This window comes from Flavobacterium sp. NRK1 (assembly GCF_024054175.1).
GTDB lineage: Bacteria > Bacteroidota > Bacteroidia > Flavobacteriales > Flavobacteriaceae > Flavobacterium.
Genome location: NZ_JAMXLA010000001.1, coordinates 2,332,421 through 2,353,138, shown reverse-complemented (window position 1 = coordinate 2,353,138; position 20,718 = coordinate 2,332,421). Strand labels below are relative to the sequence as shown.

At 35.9% G+C, this 20,718-nt stretch carries 27 protein-coding genes and 1 riboswitch; of the genes, 12 read left to right on the top strand and 15 right to left on the bottom strand.

From position 1 onward, the window contains the following. Nucleotides 1–26: 26 nt before the first annotated feature. From NHE85_RS10770 to NHE85_RS10760, 3 genes are read left to right on the top strand one after another with little or no spacing between them, the layout of a single operon-like run. Nucleotides 27–1,523: an NAD(P)/FAD-dependent oxidoreductase gene (locus tag NHE85_RS10770; protein WP_252812033.1), complete on the top strand. Its 1,497-nt coding sequence runs from the start codon at nucleotides 27–29 to the stop codon at nucleotides 1,521–1,523. Continuing rightward, nucleotides 1,520–2,359, top strand: a complete 840-nt coding sequence (locus NHE85_RS10765; RefSeq protein WP_252812032.1) for a squalene/phytoene synthase family protein — start codon at nucleotides 1,520–1,522, stop codon at nucleotides 2,357–2,359. Before NHE85_RS10770 ends, NHE85_RS10765 begins: the two co-directional genes overlap by 4 nt. A gap of 12 nt (nucleotides 2,360–2,371) precedes the next feature. Continuing rightward, the gene (locus tag NHE85_RS10760) at nucleotides 2,372–2,818 is read left to right on the top strand and encodes a sterol desaturase family protein (RefSeq protein ID WP_252812031.1); all 447 of its coding nucleotides are present in this window, start codon (nucleotides 2,372–2,374) and stop codon (nucleotides 2,816–2,818) included. A gap of 75 nt (nucleotides 2,819–2,893) precedes the next feature. Here NHE85_RS10760 and NHE85_RS10755 read toward each other — a convergent pair whose 3' ends face one another. The 5 genes from NHE85_RS10755 to NHE85_RS10735 are packed head-to-tail and all read right to left on the bottom strand — an operon-like array spanning nucleotide 2,894 to nucleotide 5,473. Further along, entirely contained in the window at nucleotides 2,894–3,433 is a 540-nt protein-coding gene (locus tag NHE85_RS10755; protein ID WP_252812030.1) for a DUF4252 domain-containing protein, read from the bottom strand. Nucleotides 3,434–3,437: 4 nt separating this feature from the next. Next, nucleotides 3,438–3,998: a DUF4252 domain-containing protein gene (locus NHE85_RS10750; protein ID WP_308219350.1), complete on the bottom strand. Its 561-nt coding sequence runs from the start codon at nucleotides 3,996–3,998 to the stop codon at nucleotides 3,438–3,440. A 3-nt stretch (nucleotides 3,999–4,001) separates the two neighbouring features. After that, nucleotides 4,002–4,514 (bottom strand): DUF4252 domain-containing protein, encoded by a 513-nt coding sequence (locus tag NHE85_RS10745; RefSeq protein ID WP_252812029.1) that lies wholly within the window; start codon nucleotides 4,512–4,514, stop codon nucleotides 4,002–4,004. 4 nt (nucleotides 4,515–4,518) lie between these two features. Continuing rightward, nucleotides 4,519–4,977, bottom strand: a complete 459-nt coding sequence (locus NHE85_RS10740) for a hypothetical protein (protein WP_252812028.1) — start codon at nucleotides 4,975–4,977, stop codon at nucleotides 4,519–4,521. Further along, entirely contained in the window at nucleotides 4,958–5,473 is a 516-nt protein-coding gene (locus NHE85_RS10735; RefSeq protein WP_252812027.1) for an RNA polymerase sigma factor, read from the bottom strand. Before NHE85_RS10735 ends, NHE85_RS10740 begins: the two co-directional genes overlap by 20 nt. 115 nt (nucleotides 5,474–5,588) lie before the next feature. On the opposite strand from NHE85_RS10735, the gene NHE85_RS10730 reads away from it, so the two are divergent. Continuing rightward, entirely contained in the window at nucleotides 5,589–7,055 is a 1,467-nt protein-coding gene (locus NHE85_RS10730) for a S41 family peptidase (RefSeq protein ID WP_252812026.1), read from the top strand. 153 nt (nucleotides 7,056–7,208) lie between these two features. On the opposite strand, the gene NHE85_RS10725 is transcribed toward NHE85_RS10730, so the two are convergent. Both NHE85_RS10725 and NHE85_RS10720 read right to left on the bottom strand, forming a co-directional pair. Next, a complete protein-coding gene (locus NHE85_RS10725; protein ID WP_252812025.1) occupies nucleotides 7,209–8,276 on the bottom strand; it encodes a YncE family protein in 1,068 nt (355 codons plus the stop codon). A 6-nt stretch (nucleotides 8,277–8,282) separates the two neighbouring features. Then, nucleotides 8,283–10,109, bottom strand: coding sequence for a TonB-dependent siderophore receptor (locus NHE85_RS10720; protein WP_252812024.1), 1,827 nt, complete (start codon nucleotides 10,107–10,109; stop codon nucleotides 8,283–8,285). Between the two features lie 29 nt (nucleotides 10,110–10,138). After that, nucleotides 10,139–10,344: riboswitch (cobalamin riboswitch) on the bottom strand. 53 nt (nucleotides 10,345–10,397) lie between these two features. Here NHE85_RS10720 and NHE85_RS10715 point away from each other — a divergent pair. From NHE85_RS10715 to NHE85_RS10690, 6 genes are all read left to right on the top strand, one after another. Beyond that, the gene (locus tag NHE85_RS10715; protein ID WP_252812023.1) at nucleotides 10,398–11,534 is read left to right on the top strand and encodes an ABC transporter substrate-binding protein; all 1,137 of its coding nucleotides are present in this window, start codon (nucleotides 10,398–10,400) and stop codon (nucleotides 11,532–11,534) included. Between the two features lie 5 nt (nucleotides 11,535–11,539). Next, nucleotides 11,540–12,574, top strand: coding sequence for an iron ABC transporter permease (locus NHE85_RS10710; protein ID WP_252812022.1), 1,035 nt, complete (start codon nucleotides 11,540–11,542; stop codon nucleotides 12,572–12,574). Between the two features lie 3 nt (nucleotides 12,575–12,577). Then, nucleotides 12,578–13,375: an ABC transporter ATP-binding protein gene (locus tag NHE85_RS10705; protein WP_252812021.1), complete on the top strand. Its 798-nt coding sequence runs from the start codon at nucleotides 12,578–12,580 to the stop codon at nucleotides 13,373–13,375. Nucleotides 13,376–13,441: 66 nt separating this feature from the next. Next, nucleotides 13,442–13,702 carry a hypothetical protein gene (locus tag NHE85_RS10700; RefSeq protein ID WP_252812020.1) on the top strand — a complete coding sequence of 87 codons (261 nt, stop codon included), beginning with the start codon at nucleotides 13,442–13,444 and terminating at the stop codon, nucleotides 13,700–13,702. 2 nt (nucleotides 13,703–13,704) lie between these two features. Then, nucleotides 13,705–14,217 (top strand): hypothetical protein, encoded by a 513-nt coding sequence (locus NHE85_RS10695; protein ID WP_252812019.1) that lies wholly within the window; start codon nucleotides 13,705–13,707, stop codon nucleotides 14,215–14,217. Nucleotides 14,218–14,244: 27 nt separating this feature from the next. Next, a complete protein-coding gene (locus NHE85_RS10690; RefSeq protein WP_252812018.1) occupies nucleotides 14,245–14,655 on the top strand; it encodes a hypothetical protein in 411 nt (136 codons plus the stop codon). Nucleotides 14,656–14,679: 24 nt separating this feature from the next. Here the strand turns inward: NHE85_RS10690 and NHE85_RS10685 are convergent, their stop codons facing one another. Beyond that, the gene (locus NHE85_RS10685) at nucleotides 14,680–15,219 is read right to left on the bottom strand and encodes a YceI family protein (RefSeq protein ID WP_252812017.1); all 540 of its coding nucleotides are present in this window, start codon (nucleotides 15,217–15,219) and stop codon (nucleotides 14,680–14,682) included. A gap of 318 nt (nucleotides 15,220–15,537) precedes the next feature. On the opposite strand from NHE85_RS10685, the gene NHE85_RS10680 reads away from it, so the two are divergent. After that, entirely contained in the window at nucleotides 15,538–15,735 is a 198-nt protein-coding gene (locus NHE85_RS10680; RefSeq protein WP_252812016.1) for a hypothetical protein, read from the top strand. Between the two features lie 20 nt (nucleotides 15,736–15,755). Then, nucleotides 15,756–16,205, top strand: coding sequence for a hypothetical protein (locus NHE85_RS10675; protein ID WP_252812015.1), 450 nt, complete (start codon nucleotides 15,756–15,758; stop codon nucleotides 16,203–16,205). Between the two features lie 90 nt (nucleotides 16,206–16,295). Here NHE85_RS10675 and NHE85_RS10670 read toward each other — a convergent pair whose 3' ends face one another. The 7 genes from NHE85_RS10670 to NHE85_RS10640 all read right to left on the bottom strand — a co-directional run bounded on the left by NHE85_RS10670 (nucleotide 16,296) and on the right by NHE85_RS10640 (nucleotide 20,699). Continuing rightward, nucleotides 16,296–16,733 (bottom strand): DUF6526 family protein, encoded by a 438-nt coding sequence (locus NHE85_RS10670; protein ID WP_252812014.1) that lies wholly within the window; start codon nucleotides 16,731–16,733, stop codon nucleotides 16,296–16,298. A 7-nt stretch (nucleotides 16,734–16,740) separates the two neighbouring features. Beyond that, nucleotides 16,741–17,361: an N-acetylmuramoyl-L-alanine amidase gene (locus NHE85_RS10665; protein WP_252812013.1), complete on the bottom strand. Its 621-nt coding sequence runs from the start codon at nucleotides 17,359–17,361 to the stop codon at nucleotides 16,741–16,743. A gap of 103 nt (nucleotides 17,362–17,464) precedes the next feature. Then, nucleotides 17,465–18,025, bottom strand: a complete 561-nt coding sequence (locus NHE85_RS10660) for a YdeI family protein (protein WP_252812012.1) — start codon at nucleotides 18,023–18,025, stop codon at nucleotides 17,465–17,467. 33 nt (nucleotides 18,026–18,058) lie between these two features. Further along, nucleotides 18,059–18,745, bottom strand: a complete 687-nt coding sequence (locus tag NHE85_RS10655) for an HAD family hydrolase (protein ID WP_252812011.1) — start codon at nucleotides 18,743–18,745, stop codon at nucleotides 18,059–18,061. Nucleotides 18,746–18,820: 75 nt separating this feature from the next. Further along, nucleotides 18,821–19,381 (bottom strand): putative glycolipid-binding domain-containing protein, encoded by a 561-nt coding sequence (locus NHE85_RS10650; protein WP_252812010.1) that lies wholly within the window; start codon nucleotides 19,379–19,381, stop codon nucleotides 18,821–18,823. Between the two features lie 76 nt (nucleotides 19,382–19,457). Next, nucleotides 19,458–20,111: a hypothetical protein gene (locus tag NHE85_RS10645; RefSeq protein WP_252812009.1), complete on the bottom strand. Its 654-nt coding sequence runs from the start codon at nucleotides 20,109–20,111 to the stop codon at nucleotides 19,458–19,460. Between the two features lie 36 nt (nucleotides 20,112–20,147). After that, nucleotides 20,148–20,699: a hypothetical protein gene (locus NHE85_RS10640; protein ID WP_252812008.1), complete on the bottom strand. Its 552-nt coding sequence runs from the start codon at nucleotides 20,697–20,699 to the stop codon at nucleotides 20,148–20,150. Between the last annotated feature and the right edge of the window lie 19 nt (nucleotides 20,700–20,718).

Here is a 20,718-nt window from a genome sequence, read left to right as displayed (position 1 = left end):
TTAATATTTTAATATATTTGTTAAACATGAATACAAAAATAAAAATATTAGGAGGAGGATTTTCATCATTATCAGCCAGCTGTTATCTGGCAAAAATGGGATATGATGTAACTATATACGAGAAAAATCCAACTTTGGGTGGCCGTGCAAGGCAATTAAAAAAGGATGGCTTTACTTTCGATATAGGCCCAACATGGTATTGGATGCCAGATGTGTTTGAACGTTTTTTTTCTGACTTCAATAAAAAACCTTCTGATTATTATACTCTTAAAAAATTATCTCCTGCTTATAGTGTTTATTTTGACACACTTGATTTCGTGACTATAGCCGATAATATGGATGTCATTACAAAAACCTTTGAGGATATAGAAAAAGGCAGCGGCAAACTATTAAAAGAATTTATAGATGAAGCTAAAAGCAACTATGATATAGCAATAAAAGACCTGGTTTACCGACCGGGTGAATCTGCTTTAGAACTTATAACCCCGCAAACCATGTTGAAAGTGGGACAATTTTTTGGTAATATATCTAAAGACATAAGAAAGCGGTTTAAAAATAAGAAGCTTATACAGATACTTGAATTTCCTGTACTGTTTTTGGGTGCAAAACCATCAGACACACCCTCATTTTACAGTTTCATGAATTTTGCAGATTTTGGCTTGGGCACATGGCATCCACAAAACGGTATGTATAGTGTAGTACTCGCTATGGAAAAGCTGGCAACTGAGCTTGGCGTTAAAATAGTAACCAATGCCAATGTTTCTAAAATAAATGTAGAGAATGGAATTGCAGGATCTATAGTTGTAAACGGAGAAACCATTACTGCTGATGTTATTTTAAGCGGCGCCGATTACCACCATACCGAAACATTACTTGACAAAAAGTACCGTAACTATACAGAACAATACTGGAACAGGCGAACTTTTGCTCCATCATCCTTATTATTTTACGTAGGGTTTGACAAGAAGATAATCAATACCGAACATCATACGTTATTTTTCGATACAGATTTTGATGTTCATGCGAAAGACATCTATGATAACCCTAAATGGCCTGAAAAACCTTTGTTTTATGCAAGCTTCCCATCCAAAACTGACAAAGGAAGTGCTCCCGAAGGAAAAGAGGCAGGTATATTTCTTATTCCCTTAGCACCGGGCATTGAAGATACTCCGGAATTAAGAGAACGTTATTTTGACAAAATAATAACCCGTTTAGAAAAACTCACTAACCAGGAAGTTAAAAAAAATATTATATTTAAGGAATCCTTCTGCCTGAATGATTTCGTAAAAGAATACAACTCCTATAAAGGCAATGCATACGGATTGGCGAATACGCTGCTTCAAACTGCCTTTTTAAGACCCAAGCTAAAAAGCCCGAAAGTAAAAAACCTTTACTTTACAGGCCAGCTTACAGTTCCCGGCCCGGGTGTACCGCCCGCACTTATATCAGGTAAACTTGTGGCCGGACTGATAGAAAAATATAATACAAATGCAATTAACAAAACCGTAAAGCAACCAATATGAAAGCTATTTTTGACAAAATTTCATTTGACTGCAGCAAAAATGTAACCCGTGCTTACAGCACTTCGTTTTCTTCTGCCGTTCGTATGCTTGCCCCTTCTATAAGGCAGGACATTTATAATATTTACGGTTTCGTGAGATTTGCAGATGAAATTGTAGATTCATTTCACGATTATAATAAAGAAGAGCTTTTTGCACTTTTTGAAAATGACCTTGATAAAGCAATTCATGATGGTATAAGTCTGAATCCTGTTTTAAATGCTTTCCAGCACACAGCTGCAAAATATAATATTGACAGCAGCCTTACAGGTGCATTTATGAAAAGCATGAAGCAGGACCTGATTAAAAAAGACTATTCATCATTTGAAGAATATAATGAGTACATTTATGGCAGTGCCGATGTTGTAGGCCTTATGTGCCTTAAAGTATTTACAGGCAATGACAATGCACGCTATAATGAGCTTAAACCGTACGCTATGCGATTAGGGTCGGCATTTCAAAAGGTTAATTTTTTACGTGACCTCAAAGCCGATACTGAAGAATTGGAACGCAACTATTTCCCTATGCTTAACCTAAGTGAAATAGATGATAAAACTAAAGCCCAGATCATAGCTGAAATTGAAGCTGATCTTGCAGAAGGCTATAAAGGAATAGTCCGTTTGCCTGCCGAAGCAAAATTTGGGGTATATACTGCCTATGTTTATTATAAAAAACTGCTTAAAAAGCTTAAAAATACTCCCCCGCTTCAAATAAGGGCTACGCGTATTCGTGTTCCTGACTACGAAAAAATAGGGCTCTTAGCAAAATGCTATGTAAATTACCGATTAAATATCATTTAAAAAATTTCCATTATGTGGCTGTATATACTTGTTTTTGTACTAACCTTTTTCATTATGGAATTTATGGCGTGGTTTACCCATAAATATGTAATGCATGGCTTTTTATGGAGTCTGCATAAAGACCATCATCGTAAAGATCATGATTCCTGGTTTGAGCGCAATGATACATTCTTCATTTTTTACGCACTGGTAAGTATTGGCTTTTTTCTGCTTTGGCGTTATGATATTCTTGCAATTGGTTTGGCAATAGGCCTTGGCATTTTTGCCTACGGACTTACCTATTTTTTAGTACACGATATTTTTATACACCAGCGTTTTAAAATTTTCCGTAATGCCAACAGCCGCTATGGTAAAGCAGTACGCCGTGCACATAAAATGCACCATAAACATATTAATAAAGAGCATGGTGAATGTTTTGGAATGTTGTTGTTCCCTTATAAATATTGGAAGAAAAGCTAGGATGTAATAAAGATAAAATAACCAAAAATCCCCGTCAGTTTCCTGACAGGGATTTTCAATTTTAACTAGCTCAATTTAATTCTTTTTCATTATATTAAGTAATTGCTGGAACTGACCGTTGCCTGTCTTTGTTTGTTGCAGTAATCCAACAATTGTCATTACATCCTGTGGGGTCATATCATCACCCAATACTCTTACAACGCCTAAACCACTCTCTTTATTATGTAAAAACAAAACAAATTCTTCTATATTTTCGCCTTCGCCTTTAGTATTTACAGATAAACCGCCATCACCAAAGTTCATTTTCATCAATTCATCATAATGATCTGACTTTAAAACCTCTTTTATGGTTGCTTTTTCAGTATCATAAGCTTTACCATTATTTTTATCAGACTTGAATATTAATACATTAAGCTTATGCATGGCGTCCAGTGCTTTTTTTTGGTCTTCATTAAGATCAAGCTTATCTGTTTTCATAAAGCTTGGCGCTATATCTACAACCGAAAAGTTTTTAGCTTCACCCTTCTCTACAAAGTATTTTTGCAAAGTTAGTTTCCTGTCACACGATGTCAGTAATAATACTAGAGCAGCGAACATATATAAATGACTTTTCATAGCTTTATTTTTTAGATGCTTTTTTTAGAGCAGCACCGCCCGGCAATTTCATGTAATCAGTAAGGAAAGATATTTCGCTAAGGTCAAAGTTACCGGTAAGCGACATAAGTACCGTACTGTCTTTAGGGCCTCCCCCTTCCATAAACATAAGCAGCTCTTTTACCTGAGACGAGGTAGCACCTGATTTTACATATATCTTTATTGTCCTGTTTCCTTCATTAATACGCATTAGCTCTTCAAGAGGGTATTTTTTCAGGTAACCGTCAACAGTACTTTTCATTTCAGACACTATCTTGCCGTTTGTAGTGCTGTACACTTTAAGGTTATCAAGTTTTTTTATGAGGTCAAGATATTGCTGGGCAGTTTTATCTTTAGGGTCCATTTTTACATTACCCATAAGTTCAAACATTTTCCTGCTCACTATTACTGCATCAACACCGTCTTTCTCAAATTTGTCAAACGCTGTGGTTTGTGCAAAAATTAATGATGGAAGTACTGCTAATAGTAATGTGATTATTAACTTTTTCATAGTTGTTGTAGTTGTATTACTTTGTTTCTGTTTCATTTTTTACTTAGCGCCTTTATCGCCCTTGCTGCCTTTAAAACCCTTAAAATCTTTTAGATCTTTAAGGTTTACATTACCTGTAAAAGATATCAGTACGGCTTCTTCTTTTTTCTCGTCATTCTCTACAAACACAAGGCCTTCTTTTATAATAGACTCGCTGCTGCCCTGTTTTACATAGATTTTTATTTTGGAACCGTTATCAGAAATACTTATTAACTGCTCCATCGCATTACCTTTTAAATAATCGGCAACCGCGTCTTTTATCTGCTTTTTGTATCTCTTTTCGGTAGTAATATATACCTTAAGATTTTCAATATCGCCCGCCATGTCAAAATAGCTCTTTGTTTTTTCATCACTGGCAGAATCTCCTATACTGCTAAACATATCAAACATTTCTTTGTTGATTGTTATACTCTGTATACCATCTACATCTTCAAATTTGCTGAAAGCATTATTTTGCGCAAAGGTAACAAACGGCATAGCTGCCAGTACCAAGGTTGTTATAAACTTTTTCATGATGTTATTTTTTTTCTTTTACTTCTTTAAAAATTGTTTCTTTAGATTTTTCGTATTCACCTGTAACATAATGTACACTGCTCATACCTACATTTACATTTTTAGACAGCATATTTAGCGCTTTCTGGGTTTCTTTAAAAGCTACTTCAGGATCCTGAAAAGTACCAAGCTCATCCTGAGAAGCCTGTTCCGAATTGTATAGTGTAAGCATTCCGCCAAGGAGCACAACACTTGCCGCAACCGATATCCATGCGCCATAACGTTTTTTAGCTTTTAATGGCAGCGGTTTGTCAAACTGTTGTTTTCCTTCATTAGAAAAATACCCAAACAAAGGTTTGTACTGCTCCAGATGTGGCGCCACATTGTGTGAAGAGAAGTAAAGCTTTAAATCCTGCTCTTCGGCAATAGTAGTCTCTGCGTTAAAGTATTTATCCAGTAATATTTCAATTGTTCTTAATTCCATAACTGTGTGTTTTTGTAAGTTCTTCCCTCAATATTTTCCTCGCTCTGGAGAGCGCCACTCTAACGGCGGTCTCATTCATATCCATAATTTTGGCAATCTCTTCAAATTCATATTGTTCTACATCCCGCATTTGCAATATCATTTTTTGCTGTTCGGGCAGCGCTTCCATAATCTTCTCAACCCAGCTCCAGCTATCGCGGTCTTCGGTTTGCTGTTGCAATCCTGCCTGCCTGTCGGTATAGTTACTATGTACTATACGCATCTCTGTAGCTCTTTTTGATTTGAGCTGGTCCAGGCAGTAATTTTTTGTCATGGTCATTGCCAGGGCTTCCACACTTGAGTAAGATTCTAACTTACCTTTGTTGTTCCACAGCTTAACTAGGACTTCCTGCGTAGCGTCTTCAGCCTCCTCGGTGCTTACAAGCAATCGTTTTGCCAACCGGAACACCCGGTCTTTAAAAGGAGTGATGACTTTTATGAAGTCTGACTGATTCATAATCGGTCTTGGGTTTGTTATTGGTTTATAAAAGGAAGACGAATAGTAACAATTTTTGTTACAAGCATATTAAAAATAATTAAATTTACGTTCTTTTACTAAACATAAACCCCGGATGAAAAAGATTAAAATACTATTAGCGAGCCTTGTATTAGCTGCATTTGCTTTTCAGGGATGTGAAGATATGGATGATAACGCCGTTCCTGTAAACGATTTTATATGGAAGGGTTTAAATCTTTACTATCTGTGGCAGGAAAATGTGCCTAATCTTGCTGATGACCGATTTGCTAATCAGGAACAATTAAATAACTTCTTAGAAGGCTATTCTTCACCGGAGAGTTTGTTTGAAAGCCTTTTATACCGACAATATCCTGACGGAACAAAAGCTGACCGCTTTAGTGTTATATTTTCTGACTTCCATGTACTTGAAAATGTATTGCAGGGTGTTGCAACAAGCAATGGCGTTGACTATCAGCTTGTATATGCCGATGAAAGCAAAACAACTATTTTTGGCTATGTGCGATACATATTACCCGGAACAGATGCCGCTACAAAAAACATTAAACGTGGCGACATTTTTTATGCCGTAAACGGCACACAGCTTACGGTATCTAATTATCAGGAACTTTTAGGTGCCGGCCAATATACTCTTAGCCTTGCTAATTATATAGATGAGACAGTTGTACCAACAGGCGTTACTGTAGATCTTGTAAAAGCAGAATACGCTGAGAACCCGGTATATAATGTAAGCGTTATTGAAGAAGGAAGCCACAAAATAGGCTACCTTATGTATAATGGTTTTTATAATACTTATGATGCCGATCTTAATAATGCATTTGCGCAGCTTTCTTCTGCGGGTGTTAATGATCTTGTTTTAGACCTTCGTTATAATGGCGGGGGGTCTGTGCGTACAGCAAGCTATCTTGCCAGTATGATAACGGGTCAGTTTACAGGCCAGTTATTTGCTAAACAGCAATGGAACTCAAAACTGCAGGCGTATTATGAAAATAAGAATCCTGAAGCTCTTGTAAACCTTTTTTCAGACAAATTAAGCAACGGAACCAGCATAAACCACCTTAACCTCAACAGAGTATATATAATCGCTACAGATGCTACTGCTTCAGCCAGTGAGCTTGTTATAAACTGCCTTAAGCCTTATATTAATGTTACCCTTATAGGCGAAACAACAGTAGGTAAAAATGTAGGATCGGTTACTTTATATGATTCGCCTACTTTTTCAAAAAAAGATGTTAACGGCAGTCATAGATATGCTATGCAGCCTATTGTTATAAGAACTGTAAATAAAGAGGGCTTTGGTGAATACAGCAATGGTATTGCTCCTACAATTGAACATAAAGAGGATATTGGCAATATGGGTGTTATTGGCAATGCAACAGAACCACTGCTTGCCGAAGCCATTGCACAGATTACCGGAACCGGAGGCAGATCTGCCGGCAGGGAAAAACAGGCTAAAGATTTTGAAAGCTTTAAAAACACCAAAAATATGCGCCGATTTGGTACAGAAATGTATATAGATGAAATGCCCGAGGGCTCTTTAGACCTGCTTAAACAACTCCAATAAAAAAACAAAAAGGCTTCCGGAAAAACGGAAGCCTTTTCTAATTAAAAAATAACGTAGTCTAAACATTAATTTCTAACGTGGTATTTTTATTTAAAAATTAAAACCTGCGGAACTTAGCCCGCAGGAATTAAACCAAACATAAATAAGAGAACTTTAGTCGTTAAAATAGAAACCGGCTGGTACCATGCCTACAGTAAAACCGTTTTGCATTACACCTGCTGTAGAATATACAAACACCTTACCGTTAACAGTATAATCTCCTGCATCACCTACATAAATATGATTATCATTTACCGCAAAGCTGTAAATACCGTAAACATCCTGTTCTTCTGTAGTAAATAACGGAATAGTAGGTAAAGTTGTTGTGTTTAATGCCATAACATATACTTCATTGTCTATTGTATAGTATATTTTATTATTATCAATTACAAGGTTCGAAGGATGTTGTGTAGCCGTAAAAGCAATAGTTTTACTAACAGTATTATTGTTAAGGTTTATAATATCAAGCTGGCCTGCCGTCTCAGCTCCACCCCATGACGGAGTACCTTCACTCATTACATAAAGCTTTCCATCTTCAATTTCAAGAGTATTAGGCACATCGCCCACAGTTATTGTTGTAGCCACAGTATCATTAGAAGAATTGATTACCGTTACAGTATTACCATAGTTATATCCACCCTTATGAGTAACATATAGTTTATTATTTTCTTCAACAATTCTTTCAGGACCTTCGGCCACAGGAATATTAGATGTAACAGCATTAGTTGCCAGATCAATTACAGCAACATAATCATCTGTTGTGTCAGAACCATCACCCCAATTAGTTACATAAGCTTTTCCGTTAGCAAAAGCGATATATCTTGGATTAACAAGTCCGTTGGCAATTGTAGCCACTTTTACAAATGTATAACGGTTTACAACTTCTATTTTATTTGAAACATTCATAACCACATAAGCATACTCTCCGTTAAGGCCTATGTCTTGTCCCGTATCTCCTAACAACGCATTGTTGTTAACCGCTGCAAAAATGTTGTTTTCAATAGTCATAGCATCTGAAAGAAATGATACTGAAGCATCACCATGTCCGAAAACGCCCTGGTTAAGAATAAGAACTCCGTTATCATAAGCTCCCGAAGGTTTATTCTGCGCATCATCATCGCTACATGATACAAACAAAAGCGATCCCGCTATGGCTGTTAAGATTAGTTTGTGTAGTTTCATTTATATTTAAAATTTAAAATTAAGATACATGTTATAATTGCGACCAGGCATTGGTCTTACAGCTACGTTTTGGTAAGCAGCATTCCACAGGTTATTTACCTGAAAGCCAACATCAAATCCTGAAAGGAGCTTAAAAGTATATGCAGCACCTATTGATGATACATTGTAAGGATCTATTTTATAAAAATTGTCCGAAGAAGTAAAAACCTCTCCATTAAACAAATGGCGGTAATAACCGGATACATTTTTATAAGAATACGCCAAAGAAGCAGTTGCTTTATGAAAAGGCACATAAATAAGCTGGTCACTTGTTCCATCTTCTCTTGAAACAGTGTAAGCATAAGTACCTGCAAATTCTAAACTGCCCCCGCCTATTTTTTTCCTCCAGTTAAGTATAGTCTCAATACCATAAGTATTTACTTTGCCTACATTCTCGGGCATCCAGATACCACTGCTTGACGGTACCCATCTAAGCATTTCACTCAGTTTAATATAATATCCGGTAATACTAAGCGTAAAAGAATTTACTTTAAATACATTACCGATCTCTGCCTGATAAGAGGTTTCGGGGTTAAGATCTGGATTACCACTACCAGCCCAATAAAGATCGTTATAAGTAGGTATCCTGAAATTGCGTGAAGCATTTAGTTTTATATCATAAAAACGCGCTACCGAAATATTAGTTCCCAATGAAAAAAGAACAGGACTTTCATAAATATCTGTAACTTCTTTACGAATACCAAATTCATATTGTAACCTGCTGTTTAATCTGTGTTTCATTAACAAACTAACAGAACCAATATCTCTTTTTTTATTTTCAATATCAGATCCTTCACCATCATTATGAGTATAGTTAAGTATCGTATTTAGCTTAATGGCATCTGTTACGTCATAAGTAAGGTCGTACCTTGCTATATATGTTTTTACCTCGCCAAAACTATATATGTTATTCGTTTTATTCTCGAAGTATTTATATTTTTCATTAAGATATGCTCCTTTAAGCGTTGAAGTAAATTTACCATAGTTACCTGTCCACTCTAAAAGGTTACGCGTATTGGTATCCTGATATTTACTACGGGAACTTGCTGCCAGAGTACCCGAAAAATGCCTTTCACCATCAAAAATATAACTGTAAAAGCGAAATATATTTTCAGCATTAACCTTATAAGCAAATGCTGTATTAATACTTGTATTGTAATACTCCCCGTTTTCGTTTTTTTGGTTGGTGTCCGGATAATCATAATCGTTATCAGAACTATTGTGGCTTATACTGGCTGTAGCACTTACGTTATCTGAAGATGCATTAAGATGATAATTTACCCCAAGCGTATTGTAACTGCCATAATCTGCGCGCAGACTGTTTTCAAATTTATTTCCAAAAGACAAATCGTTAGTAAGATGAATACTTCCTCCAATCGCGCTGCTTCCATAGGCTACACTTCCCCCCCCTGCCCTAACACTTATAGTACTAAAATCGCGGGTATTAAGAACATTAAAATCGGTTTGCCCCAATAATTGCGAATTAATGTTTATACCATTCCATATTACGGCAGTTTGAGAGGCTGTTGTTCCTCTAAACGATGGCGATGATACCATACCCAAACCGTTTTCTTTAAAATAAATAGCAGTATTATATTGTAGTAGCGATGTTAATGATGCTGCATTTTTACTAATAACAGAGTCATTAAGTACTTGCACCGATTGTGTGGTAGAAAAATCGCGTAATTGCGTATCAGATATAATTACTTCTTTAAGAGCAATAGTATCGGTTTGCGCCACTACAATCTGGCACATCAGTAATAACAACGATAAAATGATTTTGTTCAGTTTCATAATTCGCAAGCCCTTTTTCCCGAAGGCCCGATATTAGTTATACCTAAGGCAGGTCTCCTGGCTTGCGTACTGTTGTTTACCTTCCCGTGCGTAATGCACAGTGGTTTGTAGCTTACAACAGCCTCCCTTTTAAGGATAAGCTTACAGTTGCGGGAACAGCTCAGGTGTTAAACCTGATTCCCTTTTAATGTAATTGCTTAAAAAAAGCATTACAACCTTAAGTGGTGCAAATATAGTATTTATGTTGAGATATTTAATTTATACATTTGCATCTGTTGAATATTTTTTATGAGAAACCTTTATTACCTGCTTCTTTTTGTAGTATTAACAATATCCGGCTGCAAAAACGATACTAAAACCACGAGTGCAAATAGTCTGGCTCCTGTCAATACAGTAAAACACGCCAAAGGCTTACAAATATACCGTTACAATGGTTTTACTGTTGTAAAAGTTACAAATCCGTGGCCTGATGCAAAAAAAGCATACACTTATGTAATGCAAAAAAAAGGAGGGATACTTCCTGATAGCCTTAAAAATTACACAACCGTTCAGGTACCGCTTAAAGCAGTAGTGGTAACCTCAACTACACATATACCTTCGCTGGAAACCCTGGGTGTAGAAAATACACTGGTTGGTTTTCCGGGTACCGATTTTATATCATCTAAAAAGACAAGGGCACGAATAGATAGCGGTAAGGTTAAAGAAGCAGGTGCAAACGAGAGCCTTAATACAGAAGTAATGATAGATCTTGCCCCCGATGCTGTAGTGGGTTTTAGTATTAGCAGTAATAATAAATCACTAAACAGCCTTGAAAAAAGCGGGTTAAAAATTTTATATAATGGAGACTGGACAGAGCAAACACCTCTTGGCAAAGCTGAATGGATAAAATTTTTTGGCGCATTATATGATAAAGAAGATAAAGCTGATAAAATTTTTAATAATATAGAAAACGAATATAAAAAAGCATTCGCATTAGCGCAAAAAGCTACCGATAAACCTACTGTTTTAAGCGGTGCTATGTTTCAGGATCACTGGTACCTGCCTCAGGGAGGAAGCTGGGCAGCCCTGTTTTTAAAAGATGCTAAAGCCGATTACTTATGGGCTGATTCTAAAGGTACAGGAAGCCTTAACCTGAGTTTTGAAACAGTACTTGATAAAGCTGAAAATGCCGATTACTGGATAGGCCCCAGCCAGTTTACTACCTTTAAGCAAATGGTAGATGCAAATCCACACTATGCTCAATTTAAGGCATTCAAAACTAAAAACGTATATTCGTACAGCAGTAAAAAGGGTGCAACCGACGGGCTTATATATTATGAGCTGGCGCCAAACCGTCCTGACCTGGTACTTAAAGACCTTATATATATATTCCATCCTGAATTACTGCCGGATTACGAACTACATTTTTTTGAAAAACTAAAATAATCCCCTTGCTTAATAAGAAAAGGAACATAATAATTTTTAGCTCCCTGGGTATTGCCCTAATATTTTTGTTTTTACTAAATATTAGTTTAGGTTCAGTAAAAATTCCTTTTAAAGATGTTGTACTGAGCCTTACAGGTGGCGAAGCATCTAAAAGCACATGGCACTATATCATATTACAATACAGGCTGCCAAAGGCTATTACCGCCTTATTAGTAGGCATGGGATTATCTGTAAGCGGTTTGCTAATGCAAACCCTTTTTAGAAACCCTCTTGCAGGGCCGGACGTTTTAGGCCTTAGCTCGGGAGCCAGTCTGGGTGTAGCATTTGTAATACTTGGTGCAGGCTTAGTACCGGGAATACTGGCCGGCTTTTTTATTTCTCCTTATGGTATTGTTCTGGCATCTACCACCGGTAGTTTTTTAGTTTTATTAGCTGTATTAGTAGTAGCGCAAAGGCTTAGGGATACTATGGCGGTGCTTATTATAGGGCTTATGTTTGCAAGCTTTACCGGAGCCATTGTAAATGTACTCACTTTTTTTAGCAGTGCCGAACAACTTCAAAAATATACTTTTTGGGTGTTAGGCAGTCTTGGCAATCTGCCATGGGAACATATTATTATACTTGCACTAACATGCTGCATAGGTCTTGCTATGGCTGCAATATGTATAAAACCACTTGATGCCCTTTTATTAGGCGAACGCTATGCTAAAAGCATGGGTATAAACTTTAGCAGAACAAGGCTGACTATTATTCTTGCAACAAGCCTGCTTACAGGTACAGTTACAGCTTTTACAGGCCCTATAGCTTTTATTGGGTTAGTTGTACCCCATATTGCCAAACTTGTTTTTAAAACCAGTAGTCATCTTGTTTTATACGGAGGTACATTGCTATCAGGAGCAATAATTTTACTGCTTTGTGATACTTTTACCCAAATACCGGGTACAGAATTTGTACTGCCTATAAATGCTGTAACATCTATAGTAGGTGCACCAATAGTAATTTGGCTTTTAATGCGTAAACGAAAAGCTATATACAGTTAATTCATGAAAAAAGGCAATATCATACTATCGGCACAGGATATAAGTATTGGTTATCATACTAAAAAAGAGACCAATGCCATAGCCCATGATATTAACCTGAAATTTTCTGAAGGAAATCTTATTGCACTTATTGGTGCCAATGGTATAGGAAAATCTACTTTACTGCGAACACTTACCGGAATACAAAAACCATTAAAAGGCTCAGTACTCTTAAATGACAAAAATATTACAGCTTACAGCGCTAAAGAACTGGCTCAAAATCTGGCTGTGGTATTAACCGAGAGCCTCCCTCCAAGTAACCTTACAGTGTTTGAACTGGTTGCATTAGGCCGACAGCCTTATACCAACTGGCTGGGATCTCTTAGCCCCGAAGACTTTACTAAGGTTAATGAAGCTATTACCCTGACACAGATAGAGCAGCTTATACACAAAAAGCATTTTGAAATTAGCGATGGCCAATTGCAAAAAGTACTTATTGCGCGTGCATTAGTGCAAGACACGCCCCTTATTATACTTGATGAGCCTACTACCCACTTAGACTTGCTGCATAAAGTAAACCTTATAAGGCTTTTAAAAAAACTTGCTCAGGAAACCGGAAAATGCATACTTTATTCTACCCACGATCTTGATCTCGCGTTACAGCTTAGTGACGAAATTGTAGTAATGACTCCAGAAAACACTTTACAGGACACACCTGAAAATCACATTAAAAACAAAACTTTTGATCATTTGTTTAATGAGGAAAGTATTTTTTTTGACACTGAAAAAGGCGGGTTTGTAGTAAGGGATAATCAGCTTTAACAAAAGCTAAACACAAAAAGGTTTTGTATTGACTAAATTTACCTATCAACACAAAATCATTTAACAATGGCTAACCAGTTTACAGTAAGTTACCCGGGCGATAAAACCCAGCTTTTAAACAAAATAAGGAGTACCGTAGGAGAAAAAGGAAGTTTTGCAGGCAATGAAGATCAGGGCAGTTTTGAAGGAGATACCCCGCTTGGAAAATTTGCAGGATCTTATACTATACAAGGTGATAATATTACCGTAACCATAGATAAAAAACCTTTTTTACTATCGCATGGCATGATAAAGGATGAGTTTGAAAAGGCACTTAAAAAAGTATAATCATGCGTAGGCTGCTAACTTTACTTTGCTTTTTTATAATTATTTCTGCTATTGCACAGCCCAGGCTTGAACTTACACCGCAGGGTTTTGAACCTGTACAGGCAGATATTCCAGCAACCTCAAATGAGAAACTGCTGGAAATATCAAAGGCATGGGCAGCGTCATATAACCGTACAAACAAAAAAGGCTATGATGTGTATGATGTACAGCAAAATGCAATGAGTATAAGCGCCTTAAAAAAAAATGCCTTTTTTATTCGAAATAAAGGTGAAACCTTTAGCTATACTATACGCTACGATATAAAACTTACTTTTTATGGCGATTACTATACTTTAAAGTTTACAGTTAGTGATATTTATACAGATTATGATAATCTGGTTGAATATAAGCTCCCCGATTATTTTACATCTGAAGGAGAACTTAAAGACGGCTATGAAAATTTAAAGCCATCACTTGAAAAAACGGTAAATGAAATGGTTACCTCCTACCATAATTATATTATAAACTTCAGGTAACAAGTTATAAATTTAAAAATTATTGCTATGATACAAGGAACAGATGATCCTAAAGATCTTGGATCTAAAAAGATAAACAATCAGGAGAAATTCAGCGAAAAAAATGAAGGTTTTAGCGGCGAGAATCTTCCTAAAAACTACAACCCTTCTAAAGATAAACTGAAAACTGAAATAGATAAGGATATCGATGGTGATACCGAAACTGTAAAAAGAGCCCGCGATGTAGATGAAAAAAAAGCAGCGCCTGTAAGCCAGAGCAGCCATACTACACGAGATGATGGCGAAGTAGTGAGCAAGAGCCGTGGTACTGCAAATGAAGATGAAGATATTGAAACAGCGGAAAACCGTGATTTTAATTCTGATATCGAAAAAGATCGTTATCCTGCTTCACATCCTGACAATAAAAAACAAAGGGGGAATATTGATCCCGGAAAATAATAAAAGGGCTTTAAAGCCCTTTTATTATTTTGTTTCATTTGTAAACTGCACATTGGCATGCAGCTTAATATCTTCACCAAGCACAAGTCCACCTGTTTCTGTGACATCAGGAGCATGAATATTAAAGTCGTTTCTGTTTATTTTACCTTCAATTTCAAAACCGGCCCTGTTTATACCAAAACCATCTTTAGCCTCACCACCAAACAATACATCAAACACTACCGGTTTTGTAACCCCTTTTATAGTTAGCTGGCCTGTAAGCTTATAGTTATCTCCTCCGGTGTGAACAAATCCTGTTGATGAAAAATTAATTTTAGGATATATATCTGCATTAAAAAAATCTTCAGATTTTAGATGCTCATCCCTTGTTGAGTTATTAGTATCTATACTAAACACATCTATACTAATTTCAAAATGCGCATTATTAAAATTGTCATGCTCTTTAGTTTCAAGTGTACCCGAAAAAATATTGAATGAACCCGTTATTGTAGAGATAACAAGGTGTTTTATTTTAAAATGCACTTCAGAATGTGCCAGATCCAGAACCCATTTGTTTGTTGCCATAATATACAGTTAAGTTAGTAATGTTTAAAGTTAAGGATAAAAAGCTTTTTTGAAAAAAATTTTACCCGTAAACCCTTATTAAATCACCACTAAGGTACTTATATAATACTGTTCGATTTTACACGGCAGCCAAAATTGTTTGTTAAACTTTACGACCATAATATAAACCGGAATTTACTAAAACCCCGAAAACACTGGCTATATAATTGATTGTTAAGGTTTTTTATAACATTTTCAATTAAACAGAACGTTAATTGGCAACCACACCTTTATTACCCTTTACGAACTTTGTATTGTAACCTTTTAAAAAACAATATCATGGCAGGAAAAGACCAAACACCGGCACCAAAAGTATCAAGTAAACCTAAACATGATCTTTCGGTAGATCCTTCTGAATCTAACCTTAAAAAAACAATGAATCAGGCTGAAAAAGGTGCAGCAAAAAAAACTACTGCTACCAAAACAGCTCAAAAAATTCAGAACGGCAAAACAGAAGAATATAAAAACAAATATTAACAACCAAACAAATAAATATTATGTCAACAAACAACAACGACAACCGCGACTGGAATAATCGCGACCGTGAAAACAGAAATGAAAATACAGGCAATCTGGGCGAAAAAAGAGAAACGGCCGGCAGAACCAATCCTGATAATGAAAATTGGGATACTACAGACCGCAGAAGTGATTCAGGCAGAAATATGAGTAAGGAAGAATCATTTTCAATGGGTTCAAAAACCTATAATGAGGATGAAGATACTTGGGAAGAAGAAAAAAGAATGGGAAGCACTTCAGCTAACCGCGGCACAGAAAATAATGACTGGAATCAAAACGACCAGATGCAACGCAGCCCGGGAAGAACAGAAAATGAAGAAACCAGAAGCACATCATCTTCAAGTTCTGAAAATGAGTACAGGTATGATGATGAAAATGACAGAAGGCGCAGTGACAGCAGCAGCAGAAATAACAGCGGAGATGATTTTTAAGATAACAGGTTAGAGGTAAGAATCTTTCAATAGAAAATTCCGAACCTAATCTAAAAGAAGCGGGGCAATTTAAATTGCCCCGCTTTTATATTATACCCTCCTGTTATCTGCTTTCCAGTCTTTAATAGATTGTTTTATAGCATCAGGAGATAATTCTTCATTAATAGCTTTACGGATTAGTAGAAGTAACTGATCGTCCTGTGCAAAACGTAAGGCAAATAGTTGCCCCTCGGTAAGCATGTTTTCATACATTTCAAGACGCTCGCCTGTAGTTGCAAAAAAACGATAACGTAATTCCAGCAGTACAATTCTGTCCTGCAGGGTTAATGCATAGTGCTGGCGCATCATAAAACTTAATAATGTTATGGCTATAAATGCAGAAGTAATAAAAAGCCATATAAGCATATTATCGCTATCTGAAAATGCCAACCATGCCGAAGCTATAATAAATACAAGCATTACCGGATAAAACACAAAATGATGAGGTGTATAAAACCGTATATGATTTTTATAGCTTTGTTGCGCCATGATATTTTTACTTTATTTCTTTAAGGAAGTCTGCCACAATACCGGCAATTTCATCCTGTGTTTTATTGTTAGTAAGGTAAGCCCTGTCAATTTCGTTTGAAAGATACCCCAATTCCATGACAACAGTTGGTACTTCAGATTTTTTTAACGTGTAAAAGTTAGCATATTTTAGTTCGGCAACTTTATATCCTTTATTTTCAAATTTATCCGACAACTTATTGGCATAAGCTATAGATTTTGAAGCTTCTTTTGCATCTTTACACACAAAAAACTCCATCCCTGAACGGCTCTCTTCTTTATTAGTATAATTTACATGTAAAGACAGTACAAGATCTGGCTTAATAGTATTCATTGCCTCTACACGTTCGTTAAGGTCAACAAAAGCATCTTCTTCTCTTGTAAAGTGCAGCACTATTTCTTTATCGCTGTTTACAGCCATTATTTTAGCCGCAATTTGATTTGTAATCTCCTTTTCTCTAAAAGCATTATGAACTGCCCCATAATCTTTACCGCCATGTCCGGCATCTATAAGTACATTGATCTTTTTAGGTTCCCCTTTTTTTGGCAATGCAAAAGCAAAACATATTCCAATAGCCAGCAGCGCAAAAATTCTGATTGATTTTTTCATATTAAATTGGTTGTTAGATTAATAATCAGGCTTATATGTATATAACTCAAATATAATATAAAAAATTGTAATATAATACCTATACATCGTAGCTGCTGCTGTTTCAACGCAATCTTTTCTCCTCGGCACATGCCTTTACCAAAGCATCAAAACGGGACTGTTTGGTTTTATCCTGCTTTGCCGACACAATATGATGCAGCATTATTTTACGATAATAAGGAGGCTGTTTTATAAAAAATTCCCACGCAGGTTTATTTGCTTTAAATATTTTTTCCATAGCTTTTGGAAGCTCTGCATCTTCTTCCCTCTCATAACTATAGATTTTAGAATTACTTTCTTTTCTTTTTGCATAGGCAGAAAGACCTGCTTCATTTACAAGGTTTTCAGCAATTAGTTCTTCTATCTTATTTATATTTATTGCACTCCAGGTACTGGTTGCTTTTCGGGGTGTAAAGCGTATGGTGTAGCTATCTTCATTAAATGATCTTCTAACACCGTCTATCCAGCCAAAACACAATGCCTGCTCTACAGATTCAGGCCATGTAATACTTGGTTTCCCGGTTCCTTTTTTATGGAAACCCACTAAAAGCTCAGTTTCTTTATCATGATTCTTGCTAAGCCATTGCCTGAAATCATTAGGGGTTTTAAAAAAAAGAGGTTCCATTCTATACCGTTTTTCAAATATAATGATACAAATCTAAGAGAGCAGCGACAGAATTTGTGAAATACTTTCCACCTCCCTAAAATTAGGATGCTCAATAGTATGATCTATCTGTTCGTGTGCCCATGTAGTATGAAAAGGAATATGGCAGGCATGGCCTCCTATTTCCAGTACCGGCAATACATCCGACTTTAAAGAATTCCCGATCATGAAAAATTCTGATGGCTCTACCTCCAGCCTTTTGAGCATTTTTTGATAATCTATTTTTTGCTTGTCTGATAATACCTCAATATGGTGAAAATAATGTCCAAGACCCGATTCATGCAGCTTTTTATGCTGATCTTTAAGATCACCTTTAGTGGCTACTACCAGTTTATATCTACCGTGAAGGGCTTTAAGAGTATCTTCTACCCCATCAAGAAGTTCAATTGGCTTGTCCAGCATTTCTTTACCAAACTCAATTATCCTACTTATAGCTTCAACGCTAATAGTATTTTCAGATATATGCAAGGCAGCTTCTATCATACTTAAAATGTAAGCCTTAATACCATAACCGTACAGCACCAGATTTTCTATTTCAATTTTAAACAATTCTTTAGCTATACTATGAGGCGGAAGATAATCTTCCATCAACTGATAAAATTTCTTTTCGGTTTCCTGAAAAAAAGGTTCGTTTACCCATAGGGTATCATCGGCATCAAAAGCTATAACTTTAATATTCATGATTGGCGGCAATTTCCCCAAATTTAATCAAATTCTTAGTTTTTTCTATGAATAATAAAGCCGTTTGCCATTTTATTATTTTGCCTGAATCATATTGAATAAACCCGGATAATGGGTTACAAAACCATCCTCATCAACAGAAATATCGGCTTTAAACGCACCTTGGTTACTTTCAAAACGATAGGTGCTTTTATTAAGTTTGGTATAATGCTGGCGCTCTTTACGGATTTGATTGTTTATAATATCTATATAAACAAGATCTAATTCGGCAGATTCATTATCAGAAAGATTTAAGCCATTAACAGGTAAAGAATTGGTAAAAGGAGAAAGCGAAATATCTATATATCTGCAGCCTTCAAATTCAGGATAAACCTTTCCTAAAGCATCTGTCCATTTTCCATTAGCATCACATAAAAACCCATAGCTGTGCTGCGTATCCCTTAAATGAAAATTAATATCAAACTCCTGTACATTCCATGACAGATCTAGCTTACAAGTATAGTCTGCATACACGGGTACACCATGTGCCCACCCCTCAATTTCTGAGCGGACCACGATACAATTTGCCAGATAATTTACAGCACAATGCTCATCTGTATCGTTATTTATCCCGTCCCATAAAATACTCTTTTGCATAGCCTTATTTTTACTGCAATTTACTTAATAAACAAATTGTAAGAGCTAATAAAGACAATAATTTAAAGCTTGTATATTAGGAATAAAGCAATACTTTCATAGCTATAAGTACCAAAATCATTACTATACCCAATATGAGTATATTTTTACCTTGCTTCCTGTCTTTATCGCTATAGGTATATACCACCTGGCCATTAGGAAGTGTTTTTTGTGAAGTATAAAGTACATAACCTGTAATAATACCGAAAAACCCACCTAAAAGAGCTAGTATATAACCTGCAATTACCCAAGCCGTCTGATCTTTTTCCGGTTTAGCAAGATCAGCTATTCGCTGTTTTCTCATTGCTATTAAATGAGCTTCATCAATACCTTTTCCTCTTTCTTCAAGTAATCTTCGGGCAAGTATATAATCAAATTCGCTCCATTCATCATGCGTTAAAACAACGTCAAACAGTTCTTTATCAGAAAATGACAATAGGTAATAATCATCCGGCAGATCGGTAAGCATTGTTTCTGCCTGTTTTTCTAATAGTTCTTCGGCTTGTTCAAAGGTATCCGGGCGCAATTGTATTTCATATTCCCTCATATAATCGCCGGAAATAGCACTACCCGTAGTAGGCGAAGTATCCTGAAAAATGCATTCTATACCATTATCAATTAAAAATTGCTGAAGTGCCATTGCCTGAGTGATATCAGGAAACTTTTTGAACGTTACGTAGTTTTGAGACATTATATGTTTGCGTTTGATGTTTTATAGTTTTATGGATTAGTCTTCTTTAGGTTTTTGAAGTGAGTAAACTGTTTTTCCATTTTTCCAAAATTTATGATGTATAGACTTTCCATTTTCCCATACATACCTGTTACCTCCTATTATATGAAAAATCTCTCCTTTAAATTTTTTCTTTTCGTAATACCTATGATCTTTGGATATAACCATAAATTTTACACGTAGTGTATCTCCAGATTTAAAAACAGTATCATTAATCTCAAGTTCGGATTTTGATAGCTCAAGTTCAATCGAAGATTTCCCATCAAATGCGGGATAATCTGTAATTTTTACGACTTTAGGAACTACATTCCCTTTAAAAAATTGCAATTTAAAAGTATACCCTTCTAATGCTGGCTTAACGATATAAACAGTGATTGTATCATTATTCATGATATCATAACAATAAAGTTGTCGCTTATTAGGTTCATATCCTTTATAGAATATTTTACTTTGTTCAACAGCCAAATTTTTATTAACTTTTATCTTTTGAGCATTCACATAATGCACTATACAAAAGAGAATAAAAGTAAAAATGTTTGTTAACTTCATTTAGAAAATGTTAGTTCTC

Coding starts and splice junctions, on each gene's coding strand:
- NHE85_RS10765 (WP_252812032.1), top strand. CDS start 1,520: ATGAAAGCTATTTTTGACAAAATTTCATTTGACTGCAGCAAAAATGTA.
- NHE85_RS10715 (WP_252812023.1), top strand. CDS start 10,398: ATGAGAAACCTTTATTACCTGCTTCTTTTTGTAGTATTAACAATATCC.
- NHE85_RS10685 (WP_252812017.1), bottom strand. CDS start 15,219: ATGGCAACAAACAAATGGGTTCTGGATCTGGCACATTCTGAAGTGCAT.
- NHE85_RS10645 (WP_252812009.1), bottom strand. CDS start 20,111: ATGTCTCAAAACTACGTAACGTTCAAAAAGTTTCCTGATATCACTCAG.
- NHE85_RS10735 (WP_252812027.1), bottom strand. CDS start 5,473: ATGAATCAGTCAGACTTCATAAAAGTCATCACTCCTTTTAAAGACCGG.
- NHE85_RS10640 (WP_252812008.1), bottom strand. CDS start 20,699: ATGAAGTTAACAAACATTTTTACTTTTATTCTCTTTTGTATAGTGCAT.
- NHE85_RS10705 (WP_252812021.1), top strand. CDS start 12,578: ATGAAAAAAGGCAATATCATACTATCGGCACAGGATATAAGTATTGGT.
- NHE85_RS10660 (WP_252812012.1), bottom strand. CDS start 18,025: ATGGAACCTCTTTTTTTTAAAACCCCTAATGATTTCAGGCAATGGCTT.
- NHE85_RS10700 (WP_252812020.1), top strand. CDS start 13,442: ATGGCTAACCAGTTTACAGTAAGTTACCCGGGCGATAAAACCCAGCTT.
- NHE85_RS10665 (WP_252812013.1), bottom strand. CDS start 17,361: ATGAAAAAATCAATCAGAATTTTTGCGCTGCTGGCTATTGGAATATGT.
- NHE85_RS10770 (WP_252812033.1), top strand. CDS start 27: ATGAATACAAAAATAAAAATATTAGGAGGAGGATTTTCATCATTATCA.
- NHE85_RS10675 (WP_252812015.1), top strand. CDS start 15,756: ATGTCAACAAACAACAACGACAACCGCGACTGGAATAATCGCGACCGT.
- NHE85_RS10755 (WP_252812030.1), bottom strand. CDS start 3,433: ATGAAAAGTCATTTATATATGTTCGCTGCTCTAGTATTATTACTGACA.
- NHE85_RS10750 (WP_308219350.1), bottom strand. CDS start 3,998: ATGAAACAGAAACAAAGTAATACAACTACAACAACTATGAAAAAGTTA.
- NHE85_RS10690 (WP_252812018.1), top strand. CDS start 14,245: ATGATACAAGGAACAGATGATCCTAAAGATCTTGGATCTAAAAAGATA.
- NHE85_RS10745 (WP_252812029.1), bottom strand. CDS start 4,514: ATGAAAAAGTTTATAACAACCTTGGTACTGGCAGCTATGCCGTTTGTT.
- NHE85_RS10730 (WP_252812026.1), top strand. CDS start 5,589: ATGAAAAAGATTAAAATACTATTAGCGAGCCTTGTATTAGCTGCATTT.
- NHE85_RS10740 (WP_252812028.1), bottom strand. CDS start 4,977: ATGGAATTAAGAACAATTGAAATATTACTGGATAAATACTTTAACGCA.
- NHE85_RS10720 (WP_252812024.1), bottom strand. CDS start 10,109: ATGAAACTGAACAAAATCATTTTATCGTTGTTATTACTGATGTGCCAG.
- NHE85_RS10670 (WP_252812014.1), bottom strand. CDS start 16,733: ATGGCGCAACAAAGCTATAAAAATCATATACGGTTTTATACACCTCAT.
- NHE85_RS10760 (WP_252812031.1), top strand. CDS start 2,372: ATGTGGCTGTATATACTTGTTTTTGTACTAACCTTTTTCATTATGGAA.
- NHE85_RS10695 (WP_252812019.1), top strand. CDS start 13,705: ATGCGTAGGCTGCTAACTTTACTTTGCTTTTTTATAATTATTTCTGCT.
- NHE85_RS10650 (WP_252812010.1), bottom strand. CDS start 19,381: ATGCAAAAGAGTATTTTATGGGACGGGATAAATAACGATACAGATGAG.
- NHE85_RS10655 (WP_252812011.1), bottom strand. CDS start 18,745: ATGAATATTAAAGTTATAGCTTTTGATGCCGATGATACCCTATGGGTA.
- NHE85_RS10680 (WP_252812016.1), top strand. CDS start 15,538: ATGGCAGGAAAAGACCAAACACCGGCACCAAAAGTATCAAGTAAACCT.
- NHE85_RS10725 (WP_252812025.1), bottom strand. CDS start 8,276: ATGAAACTACACAAACTAATCTTAACAGCCATAGCGGGATCGCTTTTG.